The organism is Bradyrhizobium sp. MI1.11 (assembly GCF_055811255.1).
The window spans coordinates 38,059-61,427 of sequence record NZ_JBVVPM010000001.1; the positions used below are offsets into that span (position 1 = coordinate 38,059).

Sequence of the window (23,369 nt, forward strand, 5' to 3'; positions counted from 1 at the left end):
TCGCGTTTGCTGCCGGAGCCGTTCCCACGTTAGGCTCTGTCCCGGGGCTTCCCAACCGCCAGTGGCTTGCCGATGAATCTGCTCGATCCACAAGGGCCTGTGGCTGCGGCCAACAGCACCATCCTGGTCGATTCCGTCTTCATCATGCTCGCGATCGTGGTGCCGACCATTTTCGCGATCCTGGCTTTTGCATTCTGGTTTCGCGCCTCGAATCCGAAAGCAAAATTTCAGCCGGACTTCGTCTATTCCGGGCGGGTGGAAATGGTGGTGTGGGCGATCCCCGCGCTCACCGTGATCCTGCTCGGCGGCGTCGCCTGGATCGGCTCGCATCAGCTCGATCCCGCAGCACCCGTGCCTGGCACCGGCAGCCCGGTCCGCATTCAGGCCGTCTCGCTCGACTGGAAATGGTTGTTCATCTATCCGGACCAGCGCATCGCCACCGTCAACACCCTGACGGTGCCGGCGGGCGCCGAACTGAATTTCCAGCTGACGTCGTCAAGCGTGATGAACACGTTCTTCATCCCGCAGCTCGGCAGCATGATCTACACCATGAACGGAATGGTGACGAAGCTGAACCTGCGCGCCGACAACGAGGGCAAGCTGCAGGGCCTGTCGGCCCATTTCTCCGGCGACGGGTTTCCGGACATGATGTTCGACGTCAACGTGATCTCGCCGCTCGCCTTTCCGGATTGGGTGGCGACCACGGCGAAAAGCGATGCCGTCCTCAATGAGGACAGCTACAAGAAGCTGATGCAGCAGGGCGTCGAGAAGGGCAGGCCGACCTACCGGCTCGACGATCCCCGGCTGTTCGACCTGATCGCGACCCAGCACATTCCGCCGGGGCCGGGCCCAGAGCTCGCATCCGAAGCAGGCCGGTCGCAAAGTGGAGGCCATGATGCTCGGTAAGCTCGATTGGTCGGCCATTCCGTTCGATCAGCCGATCCCCCTGATCGCTGGCGCGGTGGTGTTGGTCGGGATTCTCGCGGTGCTGGCCTGGGTCGTGGTGAAGGGGCATCTGCCCTATCTCTGGCACGAGTGGATCACCAGCGTCGATCACAAGCGAATCGGCGTGATGTACATCCTGCTGGCCTCGGTGATGCTGCTGCGCGGCGGCAGCGACGCCATCATGATGCGGATTCAGCAGGCTGTCGCATACCAGTCGCAGGGCTATCTGCCGCCGGAGCACTACAACCAGATATTCTCCGCGCACGGCACCATCATGATCTTCTTCGTGGCGATGCCGTTCGTCATCGGGCTGATGAATCTCATCGTGCCGCTCCAGCTTGGCGTGCGGGATGTCGCTTTCCCGACGCTCAATTCGGTCGGCTTCTGGCTGACAGCGACCGGTGCGCTGCTGGTCAATCTCTCGCTCGTGATTGGCGAGTTCGCCCGCACCGGCTGGCTCGCGTTTCCACCGCTGTCGGAACTGTCCTACTCGCCGGGCGTCGGTGTCGACTATTACGCGTGGTCGCTGCAGATATCCGGCGTCGGCACGCTGGTGGCCGGTATCAATCTCGTGACGACGGTGCTGAAGCTGCGCACCAAAGGCATGAACTATCTGCGCATGCCGATGTTTTGCTGGACCACGTTGGCCTCGAATCTTCTCATCGTCGCGGCCTTCCCGATTTTGACCGCCACCCTCGCGATGCTGCTGCTCGACCGCTATCTCGGCTTCCACTTCTTCACCAACGAGGCCGGCGGCAATGTCATGATGTTCATGAACCTGATCTGGGCCTGGGGACATCCCGAGGTCTATATCCTGGTGTTGCCGGCCTTCGGCATCTTCTCCGAGGTGGTTTCGACCTTCTCCGGCAAGGCGCTGTTCGGCTATCGTTCGATGGTGCTGGCGACCATGGCGATCTGCGTCATCTCCTTCATGGTCTGGCTGCATCACTTCTTCACGATGGGCGCGGGCCCCGACGTCAACGCCATCTTCGGCATCGCCAGCATGATCATCGCGATACCGACCGGGGTGAAGATCTACAACTGGCTGTTCACGATGTATGGCGGCCGCATCCGCTTCGAGACGCCGATGCTGTGGTCGATAGGCTTCATGGTCACCTTCATTATCGGCGGATTGACGGGCGTGCTGGTCGCGGTGCCGCCGGCCGATTTCATCCTCCACAACAGCATGTTCCTGGTCGCGCACTTCCACAACGTCATCATCGGCGGCGTGCTGTTCGGCGCTTTCGCCGGCTTCGAATACTGGTTTCCGAAGGCGTTCGGCTTTCGCCTCAACGACCGCTGGGGCAAGCTCGCGTTCTGGTTCACTTTCCTCGGCTTCTATGTCACCTTCATCCCGCTCTACGTCGCCGGCATGCTGGGCATGACGCGGCGCATGCAGCACTATGACGTCGCGGCGTGGCGGCCCTGGATGCTGGTTGCAGCCGTTGGCATGGCCGTGCTGACGATCGGCGTGATCTGCCAGATCATGCAGCTCGTGGTCAGCATCCGCAACCGCGAGGCCCTGCGCGACCACACTGGCGATCCCTGGGACGGCCGCTCGCTGGAATGGGCGACGTCCTCGCCGCCGCCGGTCTTCAACTTCGCTTTCAATCCCGATGTGCGCGGCGAGGATGCCTATTGGGATCTGAAGGCCCATGCCAAGCAGCAATCGCTCCAGCATGATGCGCCCGAGTATCATGACATCGAGATGCCCAGGAACTCGCCGACCGGGTTCGTCTGCGCGTTCTTCGCCACGGTCATGGGCTTTGCGCTGATCTGGCACATCTGGTGGATGGTGATTTTGGGCGGTATCGGAGCGTTCGCGACCTTCGTCGTGTTCGCCTGGCGCGACCATGACGAATACGTCATTCCGGCCGAGGAAGTCGCAGCGATAGACCGCGTCAATCTCGAGGAGCGGCGCAGTCTTGTCAGCATGGCGGGGACAGTCTGATGTCAATGACCGCGACCGCCGGCCGTGCGCACGCCGATCCCCACCACATCGGGCTCGTCATCGAGCATCCCGGCCCGGCGCCGAAGCGCATCGTGACCGCCTATGGCTTCTGGGTCTTCCTGCTCTCCGACATCGTGATGTTCTCCTGCTTTTTCGCGGCCTATGCGGTGCTGGCCGACCAGACCGCCGGCGGCCCGAAGGGTTCGGAGATATTCGAGCAGCGAAACGTCGCGATCGAGACGGTCTGCCTGCTGCTGTCGAGCTTCACCTGTGGCATGGCGAGTATCGCGGCCGATGTGCGCAACCGGCTCTGGTTCTATCTCGGGATGGCCGTGACGTGTTTGCTCGGCCTCATCTTTCTGGTCATCGAGTTTCGCGAGTTCGCCGATCTCGTCGCGCGAGGCTATGGCCCATCGCGCAGCGCGTTCCTGACTGCGTTTTTCTCCCTGGTCGGCTGCCACGGCCTCCACGTCTCGGCCGGCATATTGTGGCTCCTCACCATGATGGCCCAGGTCTTCGCAAAGGGTTTTCGTGCCGACGTGCTGCGCCGGATGATGTGCTTTGCGTTGTTCTGGCATGCACTCGACATTGTCTGGGTCGGGGTCTTCTCCGTCGTCTATTTGCTTGGGAGTGGCGTATGAGCGATCAGGCACATATGCGGACCGAACACGACCTCGCGCCGGGCGAGGAAGAGCAACACAGTGTCGGCACCAGGATTCTCGGCTATGTGGTCGGTCTCGTGCTTGCGCTGCTGCTGACGGCGACCTCGTTCTTCATCGCCGGCACGGATCTGGTCTGGCAGCCTTCCATTCCCGTCGCGCTGATCGTGCTGGCGATCGCGCAAATGGGCGTGCACCTTGTGTTCTTCCTGCACATCACCACCGGCCCCGATAACACCAACAACGTGCTGGCGCTCGCCTTCGGGCTGCTGGTCGTGTTCCTGGTGGTCGGTGGCACCGTCTGGATCATGGCGCATCTGAATGCGAACATGCCAGCCATGGATCAGATCATGCCAATGCGCCGCTAGCGCATTATGCAAAAAAGAAGAGCCGCTTGTTGTGACAAGCGGCCCAAGTCTAGGGAGGAAACGCCCGAGCAAAGCAATCGGGCCAGAGCCGGATTGCCGCCAAGGAAACGCTCGCGCAAAGCGCTCGCGTACGCTTACAAATGCAGAAACTCTCGATGGAGTTCAATTCCGGATGAATACTGTCTCCGGCTTGCGCTCACGGCTGCGTGATGAGCTTCGTCATTTCGGCCGTCGGCAATTGTAGGCCTTGCGGAAGCCCGCAGCCTGGGCGTCGTCTTCCGAGCAGAACCAGCGATCCGGCTTGGTGGTCGCGGGGTAGCTCGGGCAGCCCCGTAAATGGTAGATGCCGATATTGCCGGTCACGCGCGCGCGCACCGCAAGCTTGCCCTTGATGCCACAGCTCGGCGGCATCGTCAGATCCTCGGGAAATAACGCCGCGCGAATCTCCTTGTCGCGGTCGGCGCGGCAGGCGGCGCCCAGCAGCGCGCCATCCTTCTTGCCGGTGCGGAATTCTTGCGGTGCGACAAAACAGCCCTTCCAAATTCCGGCCGAGGTCGATTTTGCGTCGGCCGCGGCCGACTTGACGTTCGCCTTGACCGGCTCGCGGGCAATGGCATAGCCGAGCTTGACCAGCTGCTCGTTCAAGCTGGTCTTGTCGCCTTCGGCCGTGCAGATCGCGCGGTGCCGCTTGCCGAAACTCTTTTCCGGTCCGACATCGTCGCAACGCACCGATCGCTTGCCAATCAGCTTGGCGAGCTGATCTCGGGCCTCGATGCCGCAGGTCCAGGGATCGGCGTGATCGTCGATGCAGACCTGGTCCAGCTCGGGCGCGTCGACGCCGTCGAGACGATAGGTGACGTCGCCGAGCTGGATGGCGTTGCCGTCGCGGACCGTCGCTGCGGCGGTCAGCGCGGAGGCGGGGCCGGTGGTGCCCAGAAATCCGGACAGGGCGAGAAAGGAAACGAACGCAAAAGCGCGGGCGCTGGCAAAGGAGTTTCGGAAGGACATAAGGTCTCGCTATCGATGGCTCGTGCGCCTTGTTCCTAGCATCCGGATGTGGCGATACCAATGGTCTGCGCCCCGCGAAGTGCGACATTCCGGCCTCGTGGCTTTACTCGGCCGTAGCTCTGATCCTATCGTTCGCCGGCCTTGCAGAGCGGAGGCCGAATCGCCCGGGAAGCGGCGAAGGGAGGAAAATTTCGCGATGAAAGACCCCGTGGACGTCCTGATCATCGGCGCCGGCGCTTCAGGCGCGGCGGTGGCGTGGTCACTGGCCGAGACCAAGATGCACATTCTCTGCCTGGAGCAGGGCGGCTGGATGAACCCGGCGGAATATCCCAGCACGGGCCGGGACTGGGAGGCCAAGTTCTACGGCGAGTGGTCGTCCAGCCCCAACGTCCGCGGCCGGCCCGAGGACTATCCGATCAACGACGACAATTCGCCGATCAAGGTCGTCAACTACAATGCGGTCGGCGGCTCGACGGTGATGTACACCGCGCACTGGCCGCGGTTGCATCCTTCCGATTTCAAGGTGAGGACGCTCGACGGCGTCGCCGACGACTGGCCGATCGACTACGACGCACTGACCCCGTTCTTCGAAGAGAACGACCGGATGATGGGCACGTCCGGCCTGTCGGGTGACCCGCTGTCACCGCTGACGCATCCGCCGATGCCGCAACAGCCGCTCGGATTGTCCGGTGCGATCATCGGCAAGGCCATGAACAAGCTCGGCTGGCACTGGTGGCCCTCGGACACGACGGTCGCGACCATGGACTACGAGGGCCGCGCGCGCTGCATCAATCTCGGCCATTGCACGCCGGCCTGCGCGCAAGGCGCTAAATCCTCGACGGACATCACCTATTGGCCGCACGCGGTCCGCGCTGGCGTCGAGCTGCGTACGCACTGCCGGGTGCGCGAGATCACCACGGACGAGAACGGCATGGCCACCGGCGTGGTCTACTACGACAAGGACGGCGTCGAGCAGTTCCAGCCGGCGCATGTCGTCATCATCGCCTGCAACGGCGTCGGCACGCCGCGACTGCTGCTGAACTCGGCGTCGAACCGCTTTCCGAACGGGCTTGCCAATTCGTCGGGCCTCGTCGGCAAGAACCTGATGTTCCATCCCTATGCGCAGATCTACGGCTATGTGAAGGAGCCGACCGATAGCAACCGCGCGCCGCCGACCTGCCTGTGGAGCAAGGAATGGTATGACACGGACCTCTCGCGCGGCTTCGTGCGCGGCTACGGCGTCCAGTTCGTGCGCGGCGCCGGGCCGGTGTTCGAGGCTGTCGTCAGCGAGCAGAAGGGCATTTTGCCGTGGGGCGCCGATCATCACCGCATCTTCCGCAAGCTCAACGGCCACCGGCTCGGCTTTTCCGCGATTTGCGAGGACCTGCCGGAGGAGCACAACCAAGTCACGCTCGATCCGGTCTTGAAGGATGGCCACGGCATTCCCGCGCCGAAGATCAATTACACGATCAGCGAGAACAGCCGGAAGATGATGGAGCATGCGCTGGCGAGGGGCCGGGAGATTCTCGAAACGGCGGGGGCGAGCGACATCTGCGTCAACTCGCCGATCCCGTGGGGCGGCTGGCACCTGCTCGGCACGGCACGCATGGGCACCGATCCCGAACGCTCCGTCGTCAACGAATGGGGCCGCTCGCACGATGTCAAAAACCTTTTCATCGTCGACGGCAGCATCTTCGTCACCTCGGGCGGGGTTAACCCGACGTCCACCATCCAGGCCCTCGCGCTCTACATCGCCGACCAGATGAAGCAGCGCCTCGCCAATCTGTTCGATTGAGGCCGTCATGTCCGCAGACAATCAACTGACGCGCGCCCAGCGCGACGACCTTCGCACCATCGCCGCGATGATCGTTCCCGCGAGCGACGAGTACAAGGTGCCCGGCGCCGACGACCCCGCGATCCAGGCCGACATGCTGGCGACGCTGGGGCGTGACGCAAAATTGGTGGCGGCGGCACTCGACCATCTGGCGCGGCTCGCGGGGCAGCCGTTCGCCGAGCTCGATGCTGCCAGGAGCGATGCGGTGGCGCAGGAGTTTCGCAGTTCCGGCGGGGCGGCTGCGGCCACGCTCGTCCGCGTGGTGCTGCAATGCTATTACCGCGACGATCGGGTGCTGCGCTCGCTCGGCCTCGAACTGCGCGCGCCGTTTCCGAAGGGCTATGTGCTCCCTGATGGCGACTGGTCGCTGCTGGATCCGGTCAAGGCCAAGGCAGGCACGCTGCGGCGAGTGCCCTAGCCATCTGGGCAGTCCAGACTTGCGCCCCGGACGGGTCCCTTGCGCCTGACGGAGCAGGCCACCATCTGTGTGAGCCTCAAGGACTCCTATCATGCTGGATTTCACCTCAGATACCGTCGATGACGCCGCGTCATCGCGAACGGAAACGGCCGCTCCGGTCGATGACCGGGCCCTGCTGGACGCCTACTCCAATGCCGTGATCGACGTGACCGACCGCGTCGGTCCGGCCGTCGTGCGCGTCGAGACCGGACCGAAGGTGCCGAACGGCCGCGAGCGCGGCGGGCTCGGCTCGGGCATCGTGATCTCGCCGGACGGGCTCGTTCTCACCAATAGCCACGTGGTCGGCTCCTCGAAGGAGATCCGGCTGCGCGACGTCGAGGGCCATGTCGGCGACGCCCGGGTGCTCGGCGTCGATCCCGACACTGATCTTGCGTTGCTTCGCGCCAACGGTGTGCGGGACTTGCCCTATGCGGCGCTCGGCAACTCCAAGACCTTGCGGCGCGGCCAGCTCGTGATCGCGATCGGCAATCCGCTCGGCTTTGAATCGACCGTCACTGCCGGCGTGGTCTCGGCGCTCGGGCGCTCGATCCGCTCGGTCAGTGGCCGCACCATCGAGGACGTGATCCAGACCGATGCTGCGCTCAATCCCGGAAATTCGGGCGGGCCGCTGGTGTCGTCGAATGCCGAGGTGATCGGCATCAACACCGCGATCATCAATGGCGCGCAAGGGATCTGCTTTGCGGTCGCCAGCAACACCGCGCAGTTCGTGCTGTCGGAGATCATCCGCCACGGCTATGTCCGTCGCGCCTATATCGGCGTGGCCGGCCAGACCGCGCCGATCCCGCGGCGGCACGCGGTGCTGGCCCGCGTCGAGAACAAAATGGGCGCGCTGCTGGCGCAGATCGAGCCGGACGGGCCGGCGGCGAAGGCGGGCCTGTTGTCCGGCGATGTCGTGATCGGCCTCGACGGCGTCGAGATCAACGGCGTGGACGATCTGATCCGTGTGCTCGACCGCGACCGGATCGGCCGGCGGCTGGCTATGGACGTGCTGCGGCTCGGCCGCCTGCGGGCGATCGAGATCGACCCGGTCGAGCGCAAGCCGGCGCGCTAGCGTGCGGGCGCCCAAGCGGGGTATGACGGTGTCATGGCTCGCTTCGGGAACCCCGCCGCATGATGCCGGCGCATGAGACCTACGATGTCATTGTCGTCGGCGCCGGCGCCGGTGGCATAACGGCCGCGGCCGTCGCCGCCGCTGAGGGCCTGCGCGTGCTAGTGATCGAGAAGACCGCTTTCGCCGGCGGCACCACCGCTTGGTCCGACGGCATGATCTGGATTCCCGCCAATGCCAAAATGAAAGAGGCGGGGCTCTCCGATAGCGTCACAGACGCCGTGCAATATTTGTCGAACACGGTGCCCGAGCCCGCCAATGCGGGTCTCCGCGCCGCTTTCCTCGCGCGCGGACCGGAGGCGGTCGCCTATCTCGAAGCCAACACGCAAGTGCGGCTCCAGCCGGTGAAAGCCTGTCCGGACTATTATCTGGAGCGGCTGGGCGCGACCGCGGGCGGGCGCGTGCTCGAGCCGGTCGTCTTCGACGGCACGCGGCTGGGCGCGCATTTCGCGCGGCTGCGCGCACCGCTGCCGGAGTTCACGCGATTCGGCGGGATGATGGTCAACCGCCTCGACATCCCGCATCTGCGCCGGGCCGGAAGATCGCTGCGCTCGACTGTTCGCGCGATGCGGCTGGTTTCGGAGTATGCGTGGCAGCGGCTGCGGAGCTCGCGCGGCACGACGCTGCATCTCGGCAATGCGCTCGCCGCACGACTGTATGCCTCGCTGCTGGCGCGGCAGGTCGAGATTCTCTTCAGTGCGGACGTCGAGGATTTGTCGATGCAGGGCGAGCGCGTCGGCGGTGTAATTATCCGTCATGGCGCGCGCGATCGCCTGATCGCCGCGCGGCGCGGTGTGGTGCTCGCGACCGGCGGCTTTTCGCACGACGCGACCTTGCGAAAACACTTCTTCCCACCCGCGGCCGGATTCATCTCGGCGACCCACACGTCCGCTACTGGCGACGGGCTCCGCCTTGCGACTGCAACCGGCGCCGCGCTCAATACGGATGCGACGAGCCCGGCCTATTGGGTGCCGGCCTCGCTGTTCCGGCGCGCCGATGGGAGCCGAGGCGTTTTCCCGCACATTGTGACCGACCGCGCCAAGCCCGGCGTGATCGCGGTCAATGCAGCCGGCCGGCGCTTCGTCAACGAGGCGCTGTCGTACCACGAGTTCGTGCTCGCCATGCTGCGCGATGGCAATGGCGACCCGGACCGGCCGTTCTATCTGATCTGCGACCGTCCGTTCCTGTGGAGCTACGGCCTAGGCCGTATCAGGCCGTTCACGCGCAATATCAGGCGCTATGCGGCGGGCGGCGAGTTAATCGAGGCCGCTGATATCGCGCAGCTCGCAGCGAGGATCGGCATCAAGCCGTCGACACTCGCGGCGACGATCGCAAACTACAATTCCGATGCGAAGGACGGCCGAGATCCGGAATTCGGTCGCGGCAGCACCATCTATCAGCGATACCTCGGCGATATCAGCCATAAGCCGAACCCCTGCGTCGCGCCCATCCTCTGCGCGCCGTTCTTTGCGATGCGCATCTATCCAGCCGATCTCGGCACGGCGATCGGCATGAAGGTCGATGCCCAGGCCCGCGTGTTGCGCGAGGATGGCACGCCGGTTACGGGCCTCTACGCCTGCGGCAACGACATGGGCTCGATCATGAACGGCAATTGCCCCGGGCCGGGCATCACGCTCGGGCCGGCGCTGACATTCGGCTACATCGCGGGAAGGCATCTGGCGGAGGGGAGTGTGGCCGGGGCGAGTGCGGCCACAGCGTTGGTCTAGCCTTTACCACCGCTGTCATGCCCCGCGAAGGCGGGGCATCCAGTACGCCGCAGCCCATCGACTAATCACAACCGGCTCGGAGTACTGGATCGCCCGCCTTCGCGGGCGATGACACCGAGAATGTAGCACCAGTCTTCCGCTACTCCGCCGCCACCGCAAAGCGGCTGTTCTCCAGTTCCGCTTCCAGCCGCGCCTTCTCCGCCGCCGCCACCTTGATGTTGGCTTCTTTGATATGCCCGAAGCCGCGGATCGTCTCCGGCAGCCGCGCGAGCCTCGCCAATAGCGGGATCTGCTCCGCTTTCAGCCCGGCGATCCGCTGATCGATCATGTCGAGATAATCCGCGACCAGCTTCCGCTCGGTCCGGCGCTCCTCGGTGCGGCCGAACGGATCGAACGCGCCGCCGCGGAGGAATTTCAGTTTGGCCAGCACGCGGAAGGCGTGGATCATCCAGCCGCCGAATTCCTTCTTCTGGAGATGTCCGGTGGTCTTGTCGCGCTGTGCGAAGATCGGCGGGGCCAGATAGAACTTCAGCTTGAAGTCGCCGTCGAATTTCTCCGAGACCTTCTTGGAGAAGCTGCCGTCGGTGTAGAGCCGCGCGACCTCGTACTCGTCCTTGTAGGACATCAGCTTGAACAGGTTTTTCGCGACAGCTTCGGTCAACTCCGTGGATGACGGCGAGACCGCCTTCTCCGCCTTCCGCACCTTGGCAACGGCCGCGAGGTAGCGGTCCGCGTAGGCCTTGTCCTGATAGCCGGTCAAAAACTCGGCGCGCGTCGCGATGATGTCGTCGAGCGACTTCGCCGGCGTGGAGGCCCGGCTCCTGAACTGCAGAACGCTGCGCACCCGCGACATGTCGTGGGCGGCGAGACGTCCCCAGGTGAAGGCGAGCTTGTTCATCTCGATCGCGGCGCCGTTGATCTCGATGGCGCGGAGCAGCGCTTCCAGCGACAGCGGGATCGCGCCCTTCTGGAAGGCGAAGCCGAGCATGAAGGGATTTGTCGCGATCGAATCGCCCATCAGCGCGGAGGCAATACCTGTGGCGTCGATGATGTCGAGGTTGTTGTCGCCGACGGCGTCGCGCAGCACGGTCTGCATCGTGCCCATCTCGAAATCGAGATCGGGGTTTTGCACGAAGCTCGCGGTCGGCTGGAGATCGGCATTGATATACGCTTTCGTGGTTCCGCGTTCGGCGCGGCTGAGCGCCGAGGGACCTGCCGAGACGATCATGTCGCAGCCGAGGATGACGTCCGCGCCGCCGGTGGTGATCCGGACCGCGGAGATGTCTTCCGGCTTCGCGGCGATGCGCACATGGCTCATCACCGCGCCGTTCTTCTGCGACAGACCGGTGAAATCCAGCGCCGAGCAGCCGCGGCCGTCAACATGGGCGGCCATGCCGAGCAGCGCGCCGATGGTGATGACACCGGTGCCGCCGATGCCGGTGACAAGGATGTTGTAGGGGGCGTCCAGCTCACGCGCGGGTGGCAGCGGCAGGTCGACAAACAGCTGGCCTGAGTCGACTGTCGATGTCTTGATCCGCTTGAGCGTGCCGCCATGCACGGTGACAAAACTCGGACAAAAGCCCTCGACGCAGGAAAAGTCCTTGTTGCAGTTCGACTGGTCGATCTGGCGCTTGCGGCCGAACTCGGTCTCCAGCGGCTGCACCGAGACACAGTTCGAGGCTTGCGAGCAGTCGCCGCAGCCTTCGCAGACCAGCTCGTTGATGAAGGCGCGCTTGGCGGGATCCGGATACAGCCCGCGCTTGCGGCGGCGGCGCTTTTCCGCGGCGCAGGTCTGGTCGTAGACGATGACCGTAAGGCCCTTGATGTCGCGCAGCTCGCGCTGAACGGCGTCAAGCTCGCGGCGATGATGGATGGTCGCGCCTTGCGGGAAGTAATTGCCGTCAGGGTACTTGGTGGGATCGTCGGAGACGATCGCGAGGCGCTTGACGCCCTCGGCCCAGACCTGTTGAGCGATCTGGGCAACGTTGAAGCCGCCCTCGGCCGGCTGGCCGCCGGTCATCGCGACGGCGTCGTTGTAGAGGATCTTGTAGGTGATGCTGATGCCGGCGGCCGATGCCGCGCGAAGGGCAAGCAGTCCGGAATGGGTGTAGGTGCCGTCGCCGAGGTTCTGGAAGATGTGCTGCTCGGTGGTGAAGGGCGCTTGTCCGATCCAGTTCACGCCCTCGGCGCCCATATGCGAGATCAGATCGGTGCGGCGGGTCGGCATGCTCAGGGCCATGCCGTGGCAGCCGATGCCGGCCATGGCGCGGCTTCCCTCGGGCACGCGCGTCGAGGTGTTGTGCGGGCAGCCCGAGCAGAAGAATGGCGTGCGCGCCAGTTTGATTTGCTGGGAGGCCGGAACAGGAGTGTCGAAGGCCTCGAGCCGGGCGAGGCGCTGCTCAAGCACCGGGCTGTGGTGGCCGAGCTTGCGCAGCCGCGCCACCAGTGCGGCTGCAACGACGGTCGGCGTCAGTTCGCCCTCGCTCGGCAATAGCGGCGCGCCTCGCTCGTCGCGTTTTCCCGTCACGGTCGGGCGCCGGGACGCATCGATGTTGTAGAGGATGCGCATCAGCTGGTCTTCGATGAAACCGCGCTTCTCCTCGACGACCAGCACGTCCTGAAGCCCTTCGGCGAAGCGCTTGGCGCCGGTTTCCTCGAGCGGCCAGGTCAGTGCGACCTTGTAGATGCGCAGGCCCAAATCCTGCGCATCCTTGTCGGTGATGCCCAGATCGGCCAGCGCCTGCCGCAGATCGAGATAAGCCTTGCCGGTCGCGACGATGCCGAGCCGTGCCGGCCTGGAGTCGAGCACGATGCGATCGAGCTGGTTGGCACGCGCAAAGGCCTGCACCGCCGCCATCTTCGGGCCGAACAGGCGCCTCTCGGCGTCCAGCGGCGGATCGGGCCAGCGGATGTTGAGGCCGCCGGGCGGCATCTCGAAATCGTTGGGGAGCTTGATCTGGATGCGTTCGGGATCGCTGTCAATCGAGGCCGAACTCTCCACGGTCTCGCTGATCGCCTTGAAGCCGACCCAGCAGCCGGAGAAGCGCGACAGCGCAAAGCCGTAGAGGCCGAGGTCAAGATAGTCCTGCAGTGTCGCTGGGTTGATCACAGGGATCAGCGCCGCTGCGAAGACCTGCTCGCTCTGGTGCGCCAGTGTCGAGGACTGGCAGCCGTGGTCGTCGCCGGCGAGCGCGAGCACGCCGCCGTTGAGCGAGGTGCCGGCGGCATTCGCATGCTTGAGCGCGTCGACCGAGCGATCAACGCCCGGCCCCTTGCCGTACCAGATGCCGAACACGCCATCGACCTTCGCGCCGGGAAACAGGCCGACCTGCTGGCTGCCCCAGACGGCGGTCGCCGCGAGGTCCTCGTTCAAGCCGGGAACGAAGGCGATGTCGTGCTGCTGGAGGTGTGACTTCGCGCGCCACAATGCGTGGTCGTACATGCCGAGCGGGGAACCGCGATAGCCCGAGATGAAGCCGCCGGTGTTGAGGCCCTGAAGCCGGTCGCGTTCGCGCTGCAACATGGGCAGGCGGACCAGCGCCTGCGTGCCAGACAGGAAGATCCGCTTCGATTCGAGCCGGTATTTGTCGTCCAGCTCGACCTGCATCAGCGTCATTCGGAAGTCCTCGTCTCTTGTTTGGCTTTTCTTCGACTTGGGGTTTGCGCTGCGGGAGGGAGGAGCGGCTGCGCGACGCGAATTGTGACAGTCAAAGGCATGCACAGGCGAAGTCAATATCGCTGGCCGCATCCGTGGCGCTCCTGCTGGTCATGGCTTGCTTGCGGAGGACATCGTGACTGCAAGCGCGCTCGACACTGAGATCACGGAGACAGCTGAGGCTCCGATCGGGCCATGGCGCCACCCGCGCCAGATGCTCCAAGCAGAGGTATTGCGCGGTACGGCCGATATCGTTGCTGCGCCGACAGCCCTCGACGTCTTCGCGAACTCATGCCGCTGGCGACCCCATGATCCTCAAGACCTGAAGGTCGCTCTACATGACGACGCTGAAGGCCTCTTGCGCGCACCATGGGGAGGAGCATCGGGGGCTGTATGGAGCGGGTCGCTAGCGCCACCTTCGTCGTTCCGGGGCGCGCGTCGCGCGAGCCCGGATCGATTTCAGCGCGTGTTTAGCCGCCCGATGGATTCCGGGTTCGACGCTTACGCATCGCCCCGGAATAACGACGGAGAGCGCTCATCCTTTGGGCAAATGCACGCCGCAAAGCCGCCGCACAGCGAATAAGCAGACCCCGGCTTTCCTAATAACATTCTGACAGCGCAGTAAATTTTCCTGCGCCGTCGGCTTAATCGCAATTGTACACAATGGCATGGCGCTTGCAGAACTCCTGCAGAGAGAGTTCTCGCGGGGGCCTTGAGTCATGTTGAACTCAACCAAGCCGACACTGGGTGTCATCAGCGCCGAACCGGAGCCGGTCAAGCTCGACTGGCCGGCCACCGCGCTTCTCATCATCGACATGCAGCGCGACTTCATGGAGCCCGGCGGTTTCGGCGAGACGCTGGGCAACGACGTCAGCCAGCTCGCGCGTGCGGTGAAGCCGATCGGTGCCGTGCTGAAGGCCGCGCGGGATACCGGCATGCTGGTGATCCACACGCGCGAGGGCCATCTGCCCGATCTCTCCGACGCGCCGCCGGCGAAAGTCGAGCGCGGCGCGCCATCCCTTCGCATCGGCGACCCCGGTCCCATGGGACGCATTCTCATTCGCGGCGAGGCCGGCCACGACATCATCCCGGAACTCTATCCGCTCGACAGCGAGATCGTGATCGACAAGCCCGGCAAGGGCGCATTCTACGCCACCGAGCTCACCGACGTGCTGGAGAAATACGGCATCGAAAATCTGCTGGTGTGCGGCGTCACCACCGAAGTGTGTGTCAACACCACCGTGCGCGAGGCCAACGACCGCGGCTATCGCTGCGTCGTCATCTCGGACGGCTGCGCGTCCTACTTCCCCGAATTTCACGAGATGGGCCTGAAGATGATCAAGGCCCAGGGCGGCATCTTCGGCTGGGTCGCAAGCTCAGCCGCGGTTCTGGAGGCGATGAAGATTTCCACATCAGCGTAGGGGCATCACCATGAGCACAAGCACGACGGGGACGGCCGGCACCTTCGAGTTCAAGCCGGCACTATGGACACCGGGCGACTGGAACGCGTTTTTCGGCTTCGGCACCAACATCCTCGTCAACATGCTGGTGCTCACGGGCCTGCTGCGCTTCGTCCTGAAGATGCCTGACAGTCTCGTGTTCGGCCGCATCCTTCCCGCACTCGGGTTGATGATGTGCCTTTCCACCTTCTACTACGCGTACCTCGCCTATCGTCTCGCGCAGAAGACCGGTCGCAACGACGTCTGTGCGTTGCCGTCAGGCGTCAGCGTGCCGCATATGTTCATCGTCACCTTCGTGATCATGCTGCCGATCACGATCAAGACCGGCGATCCGCTCAAGGGCTGGTCGGCCGGCCTGGTCTGGGTGTTCTTCCAGAGCTTCATCCTGATGATCGGCGGGTTCATTGCGCCTTTCATTCGAAAAATCACGCCGCGCGCGGCGCTGCTCGGTACGCTCGCCGGCGTCTCCGTCACCTTCATCTCGATGCGACCGGCGCTCGAAATGTACATGACGCCACAGATCGGCCTGGTCTGCTTCGCCATCATCCTGGTGAGCTGGTTCGGCGGCGTGAAATATTGGCGCGGCATTCCCGCCGGTCTCGTTGCGATCGCGGTGGGCATGGTTATCGCCTGGGGCTCGAACCTGTTCGGCCTTGGTCTCGGCGGGCTCAGCGTCAAGGGCGTCAGTGATGCCTTCGCGAATTTCGGCTTCTCGGTGCCGATCCCGGCGGTGGGCTACGTCTTCTCCGGATTCGAATTCCTTGGCGTCATCCTGGTCACTGCCATTCCGTTCGGCATCTATGATCTCGTCGAGGCCATGGACAATGTCGAGAGCGCGGAAGCCGCCGGCGACGAATATCCGACCACGCGCGTGCTCACCGCCGACGGAATCGTCAGCCTGATCGGCTGCCTGATGGGCAACCCCTTTATCAACGCCGTCTATATCGGCCATCCCGGCTGGAAGGCGATGGGCGGCCGCATCGGCTATTCGGCCGCGACCGGCATCATGGTGGTGGTGCTGGCCTGGTTCGGCATCATCTCGGTGCTGCTGGCGCTGGTCCCGGTCGTCGCGATCTCGCCGATCCTGCTCTATATCGGCATGCTCATTGGCGCGCAGGCGTTCCAGACCACGCCGGTCAAGCACGCGCCCGCGATCGTGCTGGCGCTGACGCCGCATTTGGCCGCCTGGGCCAAGCTCCAGATCGACACCATGCTGGGCTCGACCATGAACGCGGCTGCGACCGTCGGCGGAATGGCCGCCGACAAGGCCGACGCGGTCAAGGCTGCCGCGATTGCAGCGCTGCCGCAGCAGGGCGTGTTCTATCACGGACTCGAAGTGATGGGCGGCGGCTCCATCCTCGGCGGCCTGATCCTGGGTGCGATCGGCGTCTTCATCATCGAGCGCGACTTCGAGAAAGCCTCGGCATTCGCGCTGGTTGGTGCGGTCCTGACTTACTTCGGCTTCATGCACGGCGAAGCCGTCGGCATCGGCGGCGGATTTGGCGTCACGCCCGCGGTCGCGTTCGCCTATGCCGTGATGGCCGCCGGTCTGTTCGCGGCCAGCAGGCTCGGCGCGAGCGAGCCTTACATGCCGCACGCGGACATGCACGCGGCACCGGCGGAGTAGCTACCCGCCCTTGACGGCACCAGCGGTGAGCCCGGCGACGATCTGTCGCTGGGCGAACACCGTCAGCAGCAGCACCGGGAGGGTGACGATCAGCGCGGCGGCCGCGAGCGGCCCCCAGCTCAACTGGTCGAACGAAATCATGTTGTAGACGGCGACCGGCAGGGTGCGGGTCTCGCGTCCGGCCAGCACGATGCCGAACACAAAGTTGTTCCAGGAGAAGATCACAGCCAGGATGAAGGCAACGGCGATGCCGGGCTTGGCGATTGGCAGGGCAACGTGCCGAAAGACCTGCCAGCGCGTGGCGCCGTCGATGAGGGCTGCTTCTTCCAGCTCCATCGGCGTCGTCTCGAAATAGCCGATCATAATCCAGATCACGATCGGCACCGTGACCACGAGGTGGATGATGATCTGCGGCACCAGCGTGCCCAGCAATCCCAGCCATTGAAACATGAGAAACAGCGGGATCAGATAGGACAATCCCGGCGTGATACGGGCGATCAGGATCACGATCGCAGATCTGTGCGCGGCCATCCGCGCGATGCCGTAGCCGGCGGGAACGCCGACGAGCAGCGCAAGCAACGTCGCGCTGCCGGTCACGATCAGGCTGTTGATGAAATAGGTCAGGAAGCGGTTGGAGGCGAGCACGTCGGCATAGTTCTTCCAGGCGACATGCTCGGGGAAGAACACCGGCGGGTAGGCGGCGTTGTCGATCTCGAATTTGAGCGACAGCGACAGCATCCAGAGAAAGAACAGGATCGCCGGCGACACGATGACGAACACCGAGAACCACAGGCCGATCTTGCCGACGATTTGCCTTGGAGTCATGTGCCGCTCGCGATCTCGGTCCACAGCATGCGCTGGCGCGCGTAGAGCATCACCGCCGCAAGCAGGACGATCAGCAGGAAGAACACGACAGCAATCGCCGAGCCGTAGCCGAGGTCGTAGTAGGAGAAGGCGACGCTGTAGAGATAGATGTTGATCGTCTCCGACGCCGATCCCGGTCCGCCCTGGGTGATTGCGAAAATGATGTCGAAGCTCTTCACGGCGTCGATCATGCGGATCATGCCCGCGATGAACAGGAACGGCATGATCAGCGGCAGGGTGATGAAGCGGAACACCTGCCAGATGCTGGCGCCGTCGATCTGTGCGCTTTCATAAGGCTCGGTCGGGATCGCGGCGAGGCCGCCGAGCACGATCAGCATGACCAGCGGCGTCCATTGCCAGGTCTCGACCAGCACCAGCGAAGGAATGACGGTCGCGGGATGGAATACCCAGAGCTGCGCAGGGATTCCGACCAGTGACAGCAGATAGTTCAGCACGCCGAGCTGCGGGTGGAACATCATGGTCCAGACCAGCGCGATCGCCACCGGCGTCGCCATCATCGGCATGATGAAGACGCCGCGCAGAAAGCCGCGGCCGGGAAATTTCTGGTGAAACACCACGGCCGCAAACGTGCCGAGCACGAGCGGCAGCAGCACGGACAATATGGTGTAGACCAGTGTATGTCCGACGGCCTCGATGAAGCGGGGATCGCTCGTCAGCCGCAGATAATTGGACAACCCGACGAAGGTGGTCGAGGAGCCGACCTTCCACTCGTTCAGGCTCATCCAGATCGTGAAGACCCACGGGAAGATGATGATCGCGATCACGACGACCAGCGCCGGCACCACGAACGGCCAGTACGACGGCGGCCGCAACGCTTTCTCCGGCGCGACATCAGACTGTGCCGCGCCCGGAGTCGATTGTGTCAACGCACTCACGCCTTCTCGCTACGCTCCAGGATCGGCCGGTACTGATCGTTGGCCTTCTTCAGCTCGGCGGCAGGATCGGCGCCGGACAAGGTCGCAGTGACGGCCGCGCCGACGATGTCGCGGAATTCGGCGACCGGGATCACGACGGGCAGGCCCAGCTTGCTGATCTTGCCGGAATCGATCACCGATTGCAGCCACTCCTTGGTCTTGACGCCCTTCTGGACCTCGGCATCGCCAAGGATCGAGTTGCGGAACGGGACGCCGCCGCCGGCCTGCAGCAGCCGCGCTCCTTGCGTTTTCGAGACCACCCATTGGCAGAGCAGATAGGCGGCTTCCTTGTTCTTGCTCGCAGCGGCAACGCCGATGCCGTCGCCATAGGTCGAGGAATATTGTCCCTTGGGGCCGGCGGGCACGACGGTGTAGCCGACTTTGCCGACAACGCGCGAGGCAGCCGGATCTTCCAGCGGCGGCGCCCAGCCGACGCCGTCGATCCACATCGCGGATCGGCCTTGCGTGAACGAGGCCATCGACTCCATCCAGTTAAAGCCGGCGACGCCTGGAGGTGCCGATTTGGTCAGGAGCGTCTGATACAGCTTGGTCGCGGCAATGGCTTCCGGACCGTCGGTCAGGATGTTGCCCTTGGCGTCGAGGAATTCTCCGCCATAGTTGAGGAAGAAGTTGCTCCACATCGCCATGTTGGCGTTGCGCAAGCCGCGCCCGACAAAGCCGTAGATGCCTTCCTTGGTATCGGTGAGCTTCTCGGCCGCCGCAGCCATCTCATCGAGGGTCTTGGGAACGGCGACGCCCTTCTTCTCGAACAGCTCCTTGTTGTAATAGAGGATGAAATAATCGACCGACCACGGCAGCGACAGCATCTGGCCCTTGTCGTTCCTGGCGTATTGCAGGCCCGCGGCCGAGAAGTCGCTTTCGACGAGATCGGGCGCGGTCAGCGCCGGGTCCTTCATGAAGGGCGTCAAGTCGGCGAGCCAGCCGGCCTTCTCGAACTGCCGCTTCTGCACGTGGTAGCTGAGATGGACGACGTCGAAGCTCGGCCGGCCCGAGGTGAACTCGATCACCACCTTCTGGCGCTGCTGCTGCTCGGGAATCTGCTCCGCTTCGACCTGGATGCCGGTGAGCTCGGTGAACTCCTTGACGTATTTTTGCAAGTTGTCGCCGCGGGGCCCCTTGGCGAGGATCACCTCAAGCTTGGTCCCTGCGTATTTCTTCCAGTTCACCTCGGCGCGCGCCGGCAGGCCTGTCAGGCTGAGCGCGCCAGCTGCAGCGGTGCCCGTCAAGAGCGTACGACGCGAGATTTTGTGGTTGACCACTTTAGGTCCCTCCCTGTGACTCAATTTGGGCGGATACTAGCGGCCGTTCCGCGTCTGCCTAGCCCTAATCTGTGGAATTCAGGGCCGCACGGCCGGCGTCTCCATCGGCAAGCCATGCGCCCGCGACATCAGATAGAGTTCGAGCGCGACCAGCTCGGGCGCGCCGAAATCATAGGCCTGGGCGCGGACGCCCGTCATGCAACTGCGTAGCCGGCGCTCCAGCGATCCCAGCGTCTGCCATTCCAGGCGATAAAGCGGATAGCCGGTCGGCTGTCCCTGCGTGATCGGCGCGCCGGCAAGTCGCTTGTTGAAATTGTCATCGTGGCAATTGGTGCAGGCAAGGTTGAGTTGGCCCTCGCGCTGCATGAAGAGGTCGCGGCCCTGGTCGACGAATGGCTTCAGTTGCGGATCGTCGCCGGCCGTGATCGCGACCCCGCGCGATTGATGCGCGACGAAGGCGGACAGCGCCAGCAGGTCGCGGCTCTCGTAGGGCAGCGCCGGTGCCTGCTGATGATTGCTGCGGCAGAGATTGATGCGCTGGTCGAGCGTGACGGGGCGCGCCAGCGCCTTGTCGAAGGCCGGATAGCGCGCCGCGACGCCTTTCATGCTGCCACGTGCATCGCCATGGCAATCCGCGCAGGCTTTGTCGGCGCTGCCGGTCCTCTTCGTCCACAACGCCTCACCATCGAGCACGAACAGCATCCCGGGATTTGAGGTGTCGTCATCCTGCATCGCGCGGGTGTCGGGCCCCATGAACGAATAGCCGGAGCGGCGCGCGTCCGGCGGAATCTCGCCGGCGAGCAGGGCAGGGCCGGTGGCGAGGAGCGCCGCGGCCGATATCGTGCGCCAAAAACTCATTCGACCGTGATCGACGCCGATGCGCTGGACGAATAACCGTTATCGCCGATCCACTCGAACTCGAGCTTGCCGCTCTCCTTCGCGACCGTGAAGAACGACAGATAGGGATTGGCCGCAATCGCCGGAAAGAGATCGGCGCGAAAAATCTCGGTGCCGTTATAGCGGCACGTAAAGCTCGTGATGATGTCGCGCGGTACCAGCGCCCCATCCGCGGTGTGGCGGAAGCCGGTCTCCATGATGTGCGAGGTCAACGTGCGGATCTCGATGATTTCGCCGCGTCTGGCTTTCGTGGGAACGTTGATGAGCGCAGCCATCAATTCATCTCCTCGGTGCAGGCGGCCAGCGTCACGACGATTTCGGTCGTGACCTGCCAGAACGTGTCGTCGGAAAGGCGCGCGATCGCCACCACCTTCTGGGTGTCGGCGAGCCGAATCCGGGTCGAGATTTGGGCGCGGCCGGAGGAGGGGCCGAGATGGAAGTTGCCGATGTTCGGCTGCGGGTTCTTCTCGTTGAACACGTGGATGCTCTTGACGTAGTCGTCCGCCGTCATCGGGCTCGCGACGCTCACGGTCATCGGCACCGTGTTGCCGTTCTCGACCAGCGGCGGAATGTCGAGCTTCACCTTGCCGGTGCGGACAGGTGCTTCGCCGACGACGTTGCGGATCGCGGCGGTGAGCATCGCCGGTGTCGCCTCGAGCGGCCGCAGCGTGAGGATCGGGATCGTCCCGGCGAACGTCACGCTTCCGGCAAGAGTCACGAATCGGCGTCGCGTGGTTGGCATGAACAGTCCTAGTCCCGAAGCGTTGCAAGAAAAGCCACGATGTCCTCGATCTCGGCGGCGGACAAGATCGGTTTGCCGGCGAAATTTCGCCCGACCCGCACGAGGTGGTCGGTGCGATAATAGGACGGCATGATGGTCTCCGGGTTGAAGCGCGCCGCATCGACCAGTCGAAGCCGCAACTGGCTCACCGTCCAGCGGTTCCCCGCACCCGAGAGGTCTGGCGCGAGGTCGCCCTGGAACCGGGTTTCGGGGAAGGGACCGGAATGGCAGAGGATGCAGGTCGTCGTGCGTGCGAGCACGAGCGCGCGCCCGCGCGCGGCATCGCCGGGCGCGCCGGTGAGCGATTCCGCGATGCCGTCGCCGACGACGTTGTAGGGCACAAGCTCGTCCGCGTTAGCAGCGCCGGCAACACTTGCGGCGATCAGCGCTGCGATATGGACCAATGCTCTAGCCAAAGGTGTCCGCCGTAATGGTCTGAAACCAGCGCTCGGCTTCAGCCGCCTCGCGGGCGCGCAATTCGCGCGGCGCATCGACGGGGCTGGTCGCTCCGCCCTCGACCTCGGCGAAGATGTCGCCCCTGGGCTGGTACTTGCCCGCGAGTGAAAAGCCGTAGCCGGGTGCGACGATGTTGTAGCAGACGCCTATCAGTCGCGGCGTGTCTGGTGCGCGGCCGGCAAGGAGGTTCACGATCGCGGCAGCGCAGGCCTTGCCCTGTGCGCTTGCCGCGGATGCCGACTTGGGAATGCCCCCGCCGAGGCAGGCATCGCCGATGACGTGGATGTTCTGGACAAGTTTCGATTCGAAGGTAACGGGATCGATCGGGCACCAGCCGGTGGCATCCGCAGCGCCCGCGATCTCGGCGATGCGTCCCGCTCGCTGCGGCGGGATCACGTTGGCGACCTCAGGCGTGTAATTGCCGAATTCGGTGACGATGGTCCTTGTCGCGGGATCGACCGAAGTCACGCGGCCGCCTTGCGACAGCCCGATGCGTTCGATCATGTCGCCGTAAAGTTCCTTCCACGCGCTCTCGAACAGTCGCTGCTGGGAGAAATTGTCCTTGGCATCGAGGATCAAGACTTTTGAGCGCGGCTTCTTCGCTTTCAGGTAATGCGCAATCAGGCTGGCGCGCTCATAGGGCGCCGGCGGACAGCGCGAGGGATTGGCGGGGATCGCAATGGCGAGAGTGCCGCCGTCCGGCATGGCCTCCAGCTGCCGACGCAGCAGCAGCGTCTGCGCACCGGCCTTCCAGGCGTGCGGCATTTTTTCTGATGCCGCGTCGTCGTAGCCGGGCAGGGCTTCGAAATGGAAGTCGATGCCGGGGGAGAGGACGAGACGATCATAGGGCAGCGCAACGCCATCGGCCGTCACGACGCTGCGCAGTTGCGGCTCGATTGTGGTTACGGCTTGGCCGATCATCGTGACGCCCTCGGCGGCGACCTTGTCATAGCCAAATTGCTGAGATTCGATGTCGCGAAGGCCGGCAATCACCTCGTTGCTGAAGGGGCAGGAGGTGAAGACCGCATTGGGTTCGATCAGGATGACTTGCAAGTTTGCCTGCGCGCGCTTCAGCGCGCGGGCGCACGCTGCGCCGCCAAGCCCGCCGCCGACCACGACGACGCGGCCCGCCGATTGCGCGCGCAGGATCGAAGGGACGGCGAATGATGTGGCCGCGGCGGCGATGCCGAGGATGGCATCCCGCCGTGTCACCGGCGCATTCATGGGTCTTGTCCGGAAAGTGTGCCGGGGGGGGGGGGGGGGGGGGGGGGGGGGGGGGGGGGGGGGGGGGGGGGGGGGGGTGGGGGGGGGGGCGGGCGCCGCCGGCGGGGGGGGG

Annotated in this window: 20 protein-coding genes; 10 read left to right on the plus strand and 10 right to left on the minus strand. The window is 64.3% G+C overall.

Going from position 1 to position 23,369, the window contains the following annotated elements:
- The first annotated feature begins 72 nt into the window (after window positions 1-72).
- The 4 genes from AC0L30_RS00195 to cyoD are packed head-to-tail and all read left to right on the plus strand — an operon-like array spanning window position 73 to window position 3,923.
- Complete coding sequence (locus tag AC0L30_RS00195) at window positions 73-906, plus strand: cytochrome ubiquinol oxidase subunit II family protein (protein ID WP_007594089.1); 834 nt, start codon at window positions 73-75, stop codon at window positions 904-906.
- Complete coding sequence (gene cyoB, locus AC0L30_RS00200; RefSeq protein ID WP_007594088.1) at window positions 896-2,896, plus strand: cytochrome o ubiquinol oxidase subunit I; 2,001 nt, start codon at window positions 896-898, stop codon at window positions 2,894-2,896. The genes AC0L30_RS00195 and cyoB overlap by 11 nt, the downstream gene beginning before the upstream one ends.
- A complete protein-coding gene (locus tag AC0L30_RS00205; RefSeq protein ID WP_007594087.1) occupies window positions 2,896-3,537 on the plus strand; it encodes a cytochrome (ubi)quinol oxidase subunit III in 642 nt (213 codons plus the stop codon). Before cyoB ends, AC0L30_RS00205 begins: the two co-directional genes overlap by 1 nt.
- Window positions 3,534-3,923 carry a cytochrome o ubiquinol oxidase subunit IV gene (gene cyoD, locus AC0L30_RS00210; protein WP_007594086.1) on the plus strand — a complete coding sequence of 130 codons (390 nt, stop codon included), beginning with the start codon at window positions 3,534-3,536 and terminating at the stop codon, window positions 3,921-3,923. The genes AC0L30_RS00205 and cyoD overlap by 4 nt, the downstream gene beginning before the upstream one ends.
- Before the next feature lie 219 nt (window positions 3,924-4,142).
- Here cyoD and AC0L30_RS00215 read toward each other — a convergent pair whose 3' ends face one another.
- On the minus strand, window positions 4,143-4,931 hold the full coding sequence (locus tag AC0L30_RS00215; protein WP_007594078.1) for a thermonuclease family protein: 789 nt from the start codon (window positions 4,929-4,931) through the stop codon (window positions 4,143-4,145).
- Between the two features lie 196 nt (window positions 4,932-5,127).
- Here AC0L30_RS00215 and AC0L30_RS00220 point away from each other — a divergent pair, with 196 nt between their 5' ends.
- From AC0L30_RS00220 to AC0L30_RS00235, 4 genes are all read left to right on the plus strand, one after another.
- Window positions 5,128-6,726 (plus strand): GMC family oxidoreductase, encoded by a 1,599-nt coding sequence (locus AC0L30_RS00220; protein WP_007594076.1) that lies wholly within the window; start codon window positions 5,128-5,130, stop codon window positions 6,724-6,726.
- A 7-nt stretch (window positions 6,727-6,733) separates the two neighbouring features.
- Window positions 6,734-7,183 carry a gluconate 2-dehydrogenase subunit 3 family protein gene (locus AC0L30_RS00225; protein ID WP_007594075.1) on the plus strand — a complete coding sequence of 150 codons (450 nt, stop codon included), beginning with the start codon at window positions 6,734-6,736 and terminating at the stop codon, window positions 7,181-7,183.
- A 91-nt stretch (window positions 7,184-7,274) separates the two neighbouring features.
- A complete protein-coding gene (locus AC0L30_RS00230; RefSeq protein ID WP_473403618.1) occupies window positions 7,275-8,294 on the plus strand; it encodes a S1C family serine protease in 1,020 nt (339 codons plus the stop codon).
- 59 nt (window positions 8,295-8,353) lie between these two features.
- Complete coding sequence (locus AC0L30_RS00235) at window positions 8,354-10,078, plus strand: FAD-dependent oxidoreductase (protein WP_007594071.1); 1,725 nt, start codon at window positions 8,354-8,356, stop codon at window positions 10,076-10,078.
- Between the two features lie 139 nt (window positions 10,079-10,217).
- On the opposite strand, the gene AC0L30_RS00240 is transcribed toward AC0L30_RS00235, so the two are convergent.
- The gene (locus tag AC0L30_RS00240) at window positions 10,218-13,694 is read right to left on the minus strand and encodes an indolepyruvate ferredoxin oxidoreductase family protein (RefSeq protein WP_473254296.1); all 3,477 of its coding nucleotides are present in this window, start codon (window positions 13,692-13,694) and stop codon (window positions 10,218-10,220) included.
- A 758-nt stretch (window positions 13,695-14,452) separates the two neighbouring features.
- Between AC0L30_RS00240 and AC0L30_RS00245 the strand changes: the two genes are divergently transcribed.
- Window positions 14,453-15,154: a cysteine hydrolase family protein gene (locus AC0L30_RS00245; protein WP_007594065.1), complete on the plus strand. Its 702-nt coding sequence runs from the start codon at window positions 14,453-14,455 to the stop codon at window positions 15,152-15,154.
- Between the two features lie 10 nt (window positions 15,155-15,164).
- Window positions 15,165-16,820 (plus strand): hypothetical protein, encoded by a 1,656-nt coding sequence (locus tag AC0L30_RS00250; RefSeq protein WP_007594063.1) that lies wholly within the window; start codon window positions 15,165-15,167, stop codon window positions 16,818-16,820.
- On the opposite strand, the gene AC0L30_RS00255 is transcribed toward AC0L30_RS00250, so the two are convergent.
- The 8 genes from AC0L30_RS00255 to AC0L30_RS00290 all read right to left on the minus strand — a co-directional run bounded on the left by AC0L30_RS00255 (window position 16,821) and on the right by AC0L30_RS00290 (window position 23,257).
- The gene (locus AC0L30_RS00255; protein WP_007594061.1) at window positions 16,821-17,645 is read right to left on the minus strand and encodes a carbohydrate ABC transporter permease; all 825 of its coding nucleotides are present in this window, start codon (window positions 17,643-17,645) and stop codon (window positions 16,821-16,823) included.
- The gene (locus AC0L30_RS00260; RefSeq protein WP_007594059.1) at window positions 17,642-18,580 is read right to left on the minus strand and encodes a carbohydrate ABC transporter permease; all 939 of its coding nucleotides are present in this window, start codon (window positions 18,578-18,580) and stop codon (window positions 17,642-17,644) included. The genes AC0L30_RS00255 and AC0L30_RS00260 overlap by 4 nt, the downstream gene beginning before the upstream one ends.
- A complete protein-coding gene (locus AC0L30_RS00265; RefSeq protein WP_007594058.1) occupies window positions 18,577-19,899 on the minus strand; it encodes an ABC transporter substrate-binding protein in 1,323 nt (440 codons plus the stop codon). Before AC0L30_RS00265 ends, AC0L30_RS00260 begins: the two co-directional genes overlap by 4 nt.
- A 78-nt stretch (window positions 19,900-19,977) precedes the next feature.
- On the minus strand, window positions 19,978-20,757 hold the full coding sequence (gene soxA, locus AC0L30_RS00270; RefSeq protein WP_007594056.1) for a sulfur oxidation c-type cytochrome SoxA: 780 nt from the start codon (window positions 20,755-20,757) through the stop codon (window positions 19,978-19,980).
- The gene (gene soxZ, locus AC0L30_RS00275) at window positions 20,754-21,071 is read right to left on the minus strand and encodes a thiosulfate oxidation carrier complex protein SoxZ (RefSeq protein WP_007594055.1); all 318 of its coding nucleotides are present in this window, start codon (window positions 21,069-21,071) and stop codon (window positions 20,754-20,756) included. The genes soxA and soxZ overlap by 4 nt, the downstream gene beginning before the upstream one ends.
- Window positions 21,071-21,538: a SoxY-related AACIE arm protein gene (locus AC0L30_RS00280; protein ID WP_007594054.1), complete on the minus strand. Its 468-nt coding sequence runs from the start codon at window positions 21,536-21,538 to the stop codon at window positions 21,071-21,073. Before AC0L30_RS00280 ends, soxZ begins: the two co-directional genes overlap by 1 nt.
- 8 nt (window positions 21,539-21,546) lie before the next feature.
- Complete coding sequence (gene soxX, locus AC0L30_RS00285) at window positions 21,547-21,993, minus strand: sulfur oxidation c-type cytochrome SoxX (protein ID WP_007594053.1); 447 nt, start codon at window positions 21,991-21,993, stop codon at window positions 21,547-21,549.
- Window positions 21,986-23,257: an FCSD flavin-binding domain-containing protein gene (locus tag AC0L30_RS00290; RefSeq protein ID WP_473403619.1), complete on the minus strand. Its 1,272-nt coding sequence runs from the start codon at window positions 23,255-23,257 to the stop codon at window positions 21,986-21,988. The genes soxX and AC0L30_RS00290 overlap by 8 nt, the downstream gene beginning before the upstream one ends.
- Window positions 23,258-23,369: the final 112 nt, after the last annotated feature.

What these genes read in the sequence shown, in the direction of transcription:
- AC0L30_RS00280 (WP_007594054.1), bottom strand. Translation starts at nt 21,538, where the DNA reads ATGCCAACCACGCGACGCCGATTCGTGACTCTTGCCGGAAGCGTGACG.
- AC0L30_RS00290 (WP_473403619.1), bottom strand. Translation starts at nt 23,257, where the DNA reads ATGAATGCGCCGGTGACACGGCGGGATGCCATCCTCGGCATCGCCGCC.
- AC0L30_RS00240 (WP_473254296.1), bottom strand. Translation starts at nt 13,694, where the DNA reads ATGACGCTGATGCAGGTCGAGCTGGACGACAAATACCGGCTCGAATCG.
- AC0L30_RS00235 (WP_007594071.1), top strand. Translation starts at nt 8,354, where the DNA reads ATGATGCCGGCGCATGAGACCTACGATGTCATTGTCGTCGGCGCCGGC.
- AC0L30_RS00205 (WP_007594087.1), top strand. Translation starts at nt 2,896, where the DNA reads ATGTCAATGACCGCGACCGCCGGCCGTGCGCACGCCGATCCCCACCAC.
- AC0L30_RS00220 (WP_007594076.1), top strand. Translation starts at nt 5,128, where the DNA reads ATGAAAGACCCCGTGGACGTCCTGATCATCGGCGCCGGCGCTTCAGGC.
- AC0L30_RS00250 (WP_007594063.1), top strand. Translation starts at nt 15,165, where the DNA reads ATGAGCACAAGCACGACGGGGACGGCCGGCACCTTCGAGTTCAAGCCG.
- soxA (WP_007594056.1), bottom strand. Translation starts at nt 20,757, where the DNA reads ATGAGTTTTTGGCGCACGATATCGGCCGCGGCGCTCCTCGCCACCGGC.
- cyoD (WP_007594086.1), top strand. Translation starts at nt 3,534, where the DNA reads ATGAGCGATCAGGCACATATGCGGACCGAACACGACCTCGCGCCGGGC.
- AC0L30_RS00245 (WP_007594065.1), top strand. Translation starts at nt 14,453, where the DNA reads ATGTTGAACTCAACCAAGCCGACACTGGGTGTCATCAGCGCCGAACCG.
- soxZ (WP_007594055.1), bottom strand. Translation starts at nt 21,071, where the DNA reads ATGGCTGCGCTCATCAACGTTCCCACGAAAGCCAGACGCGGCGAAATC.
- AC0L30_RS00215 (WP_007594078.1), bottom strand. Translation starts at nt 4,931, where the DNA reads ATGTCCTTCCGAAACTCCTTTGCCAGCGCCCGCGCTTTTGCGTTCGTT.
- AC0L30_RS00195 (WP_007594089.1), top strand. Translation starts at nt 73, where the DNA reads ATGAATCTGCTCGATCCACAAGGGCCTGTGGCTGCGGCCAACAGCACC.
- AC0L30_RS00225 (WP_007594075.1), top strand. Translation starts at nt 6,734, where the DNA reads ATGTCCGCAGACAATCAACTGACGCGCGCCCAGCGCGACGACCTTCGC.
- AC0L30_RS00255 (WP_007594061.1), bottom strand. Translation starts at nt 17,645, where the DNA reads ATGACTCCAAGGCAAATCGTCGGCAAGATCGGCCTGTGGTTCTCGGTG.
- AC0L30_RS00230 (WP_473403618.1), top strand. Translation starts at nt 7,275, where the DNA reads ATGCTGGATTTCACCTCAGATACCGTCGATGACGCCGCGTCATCGCGA.
- cyoB (WP_007594088.1), top strand. Translation starts at nt 896, where the DNA reads ATGCTCGGTAAGCTCGATTGGTCGGCCATTCCGTTCGATCAGCCGATC.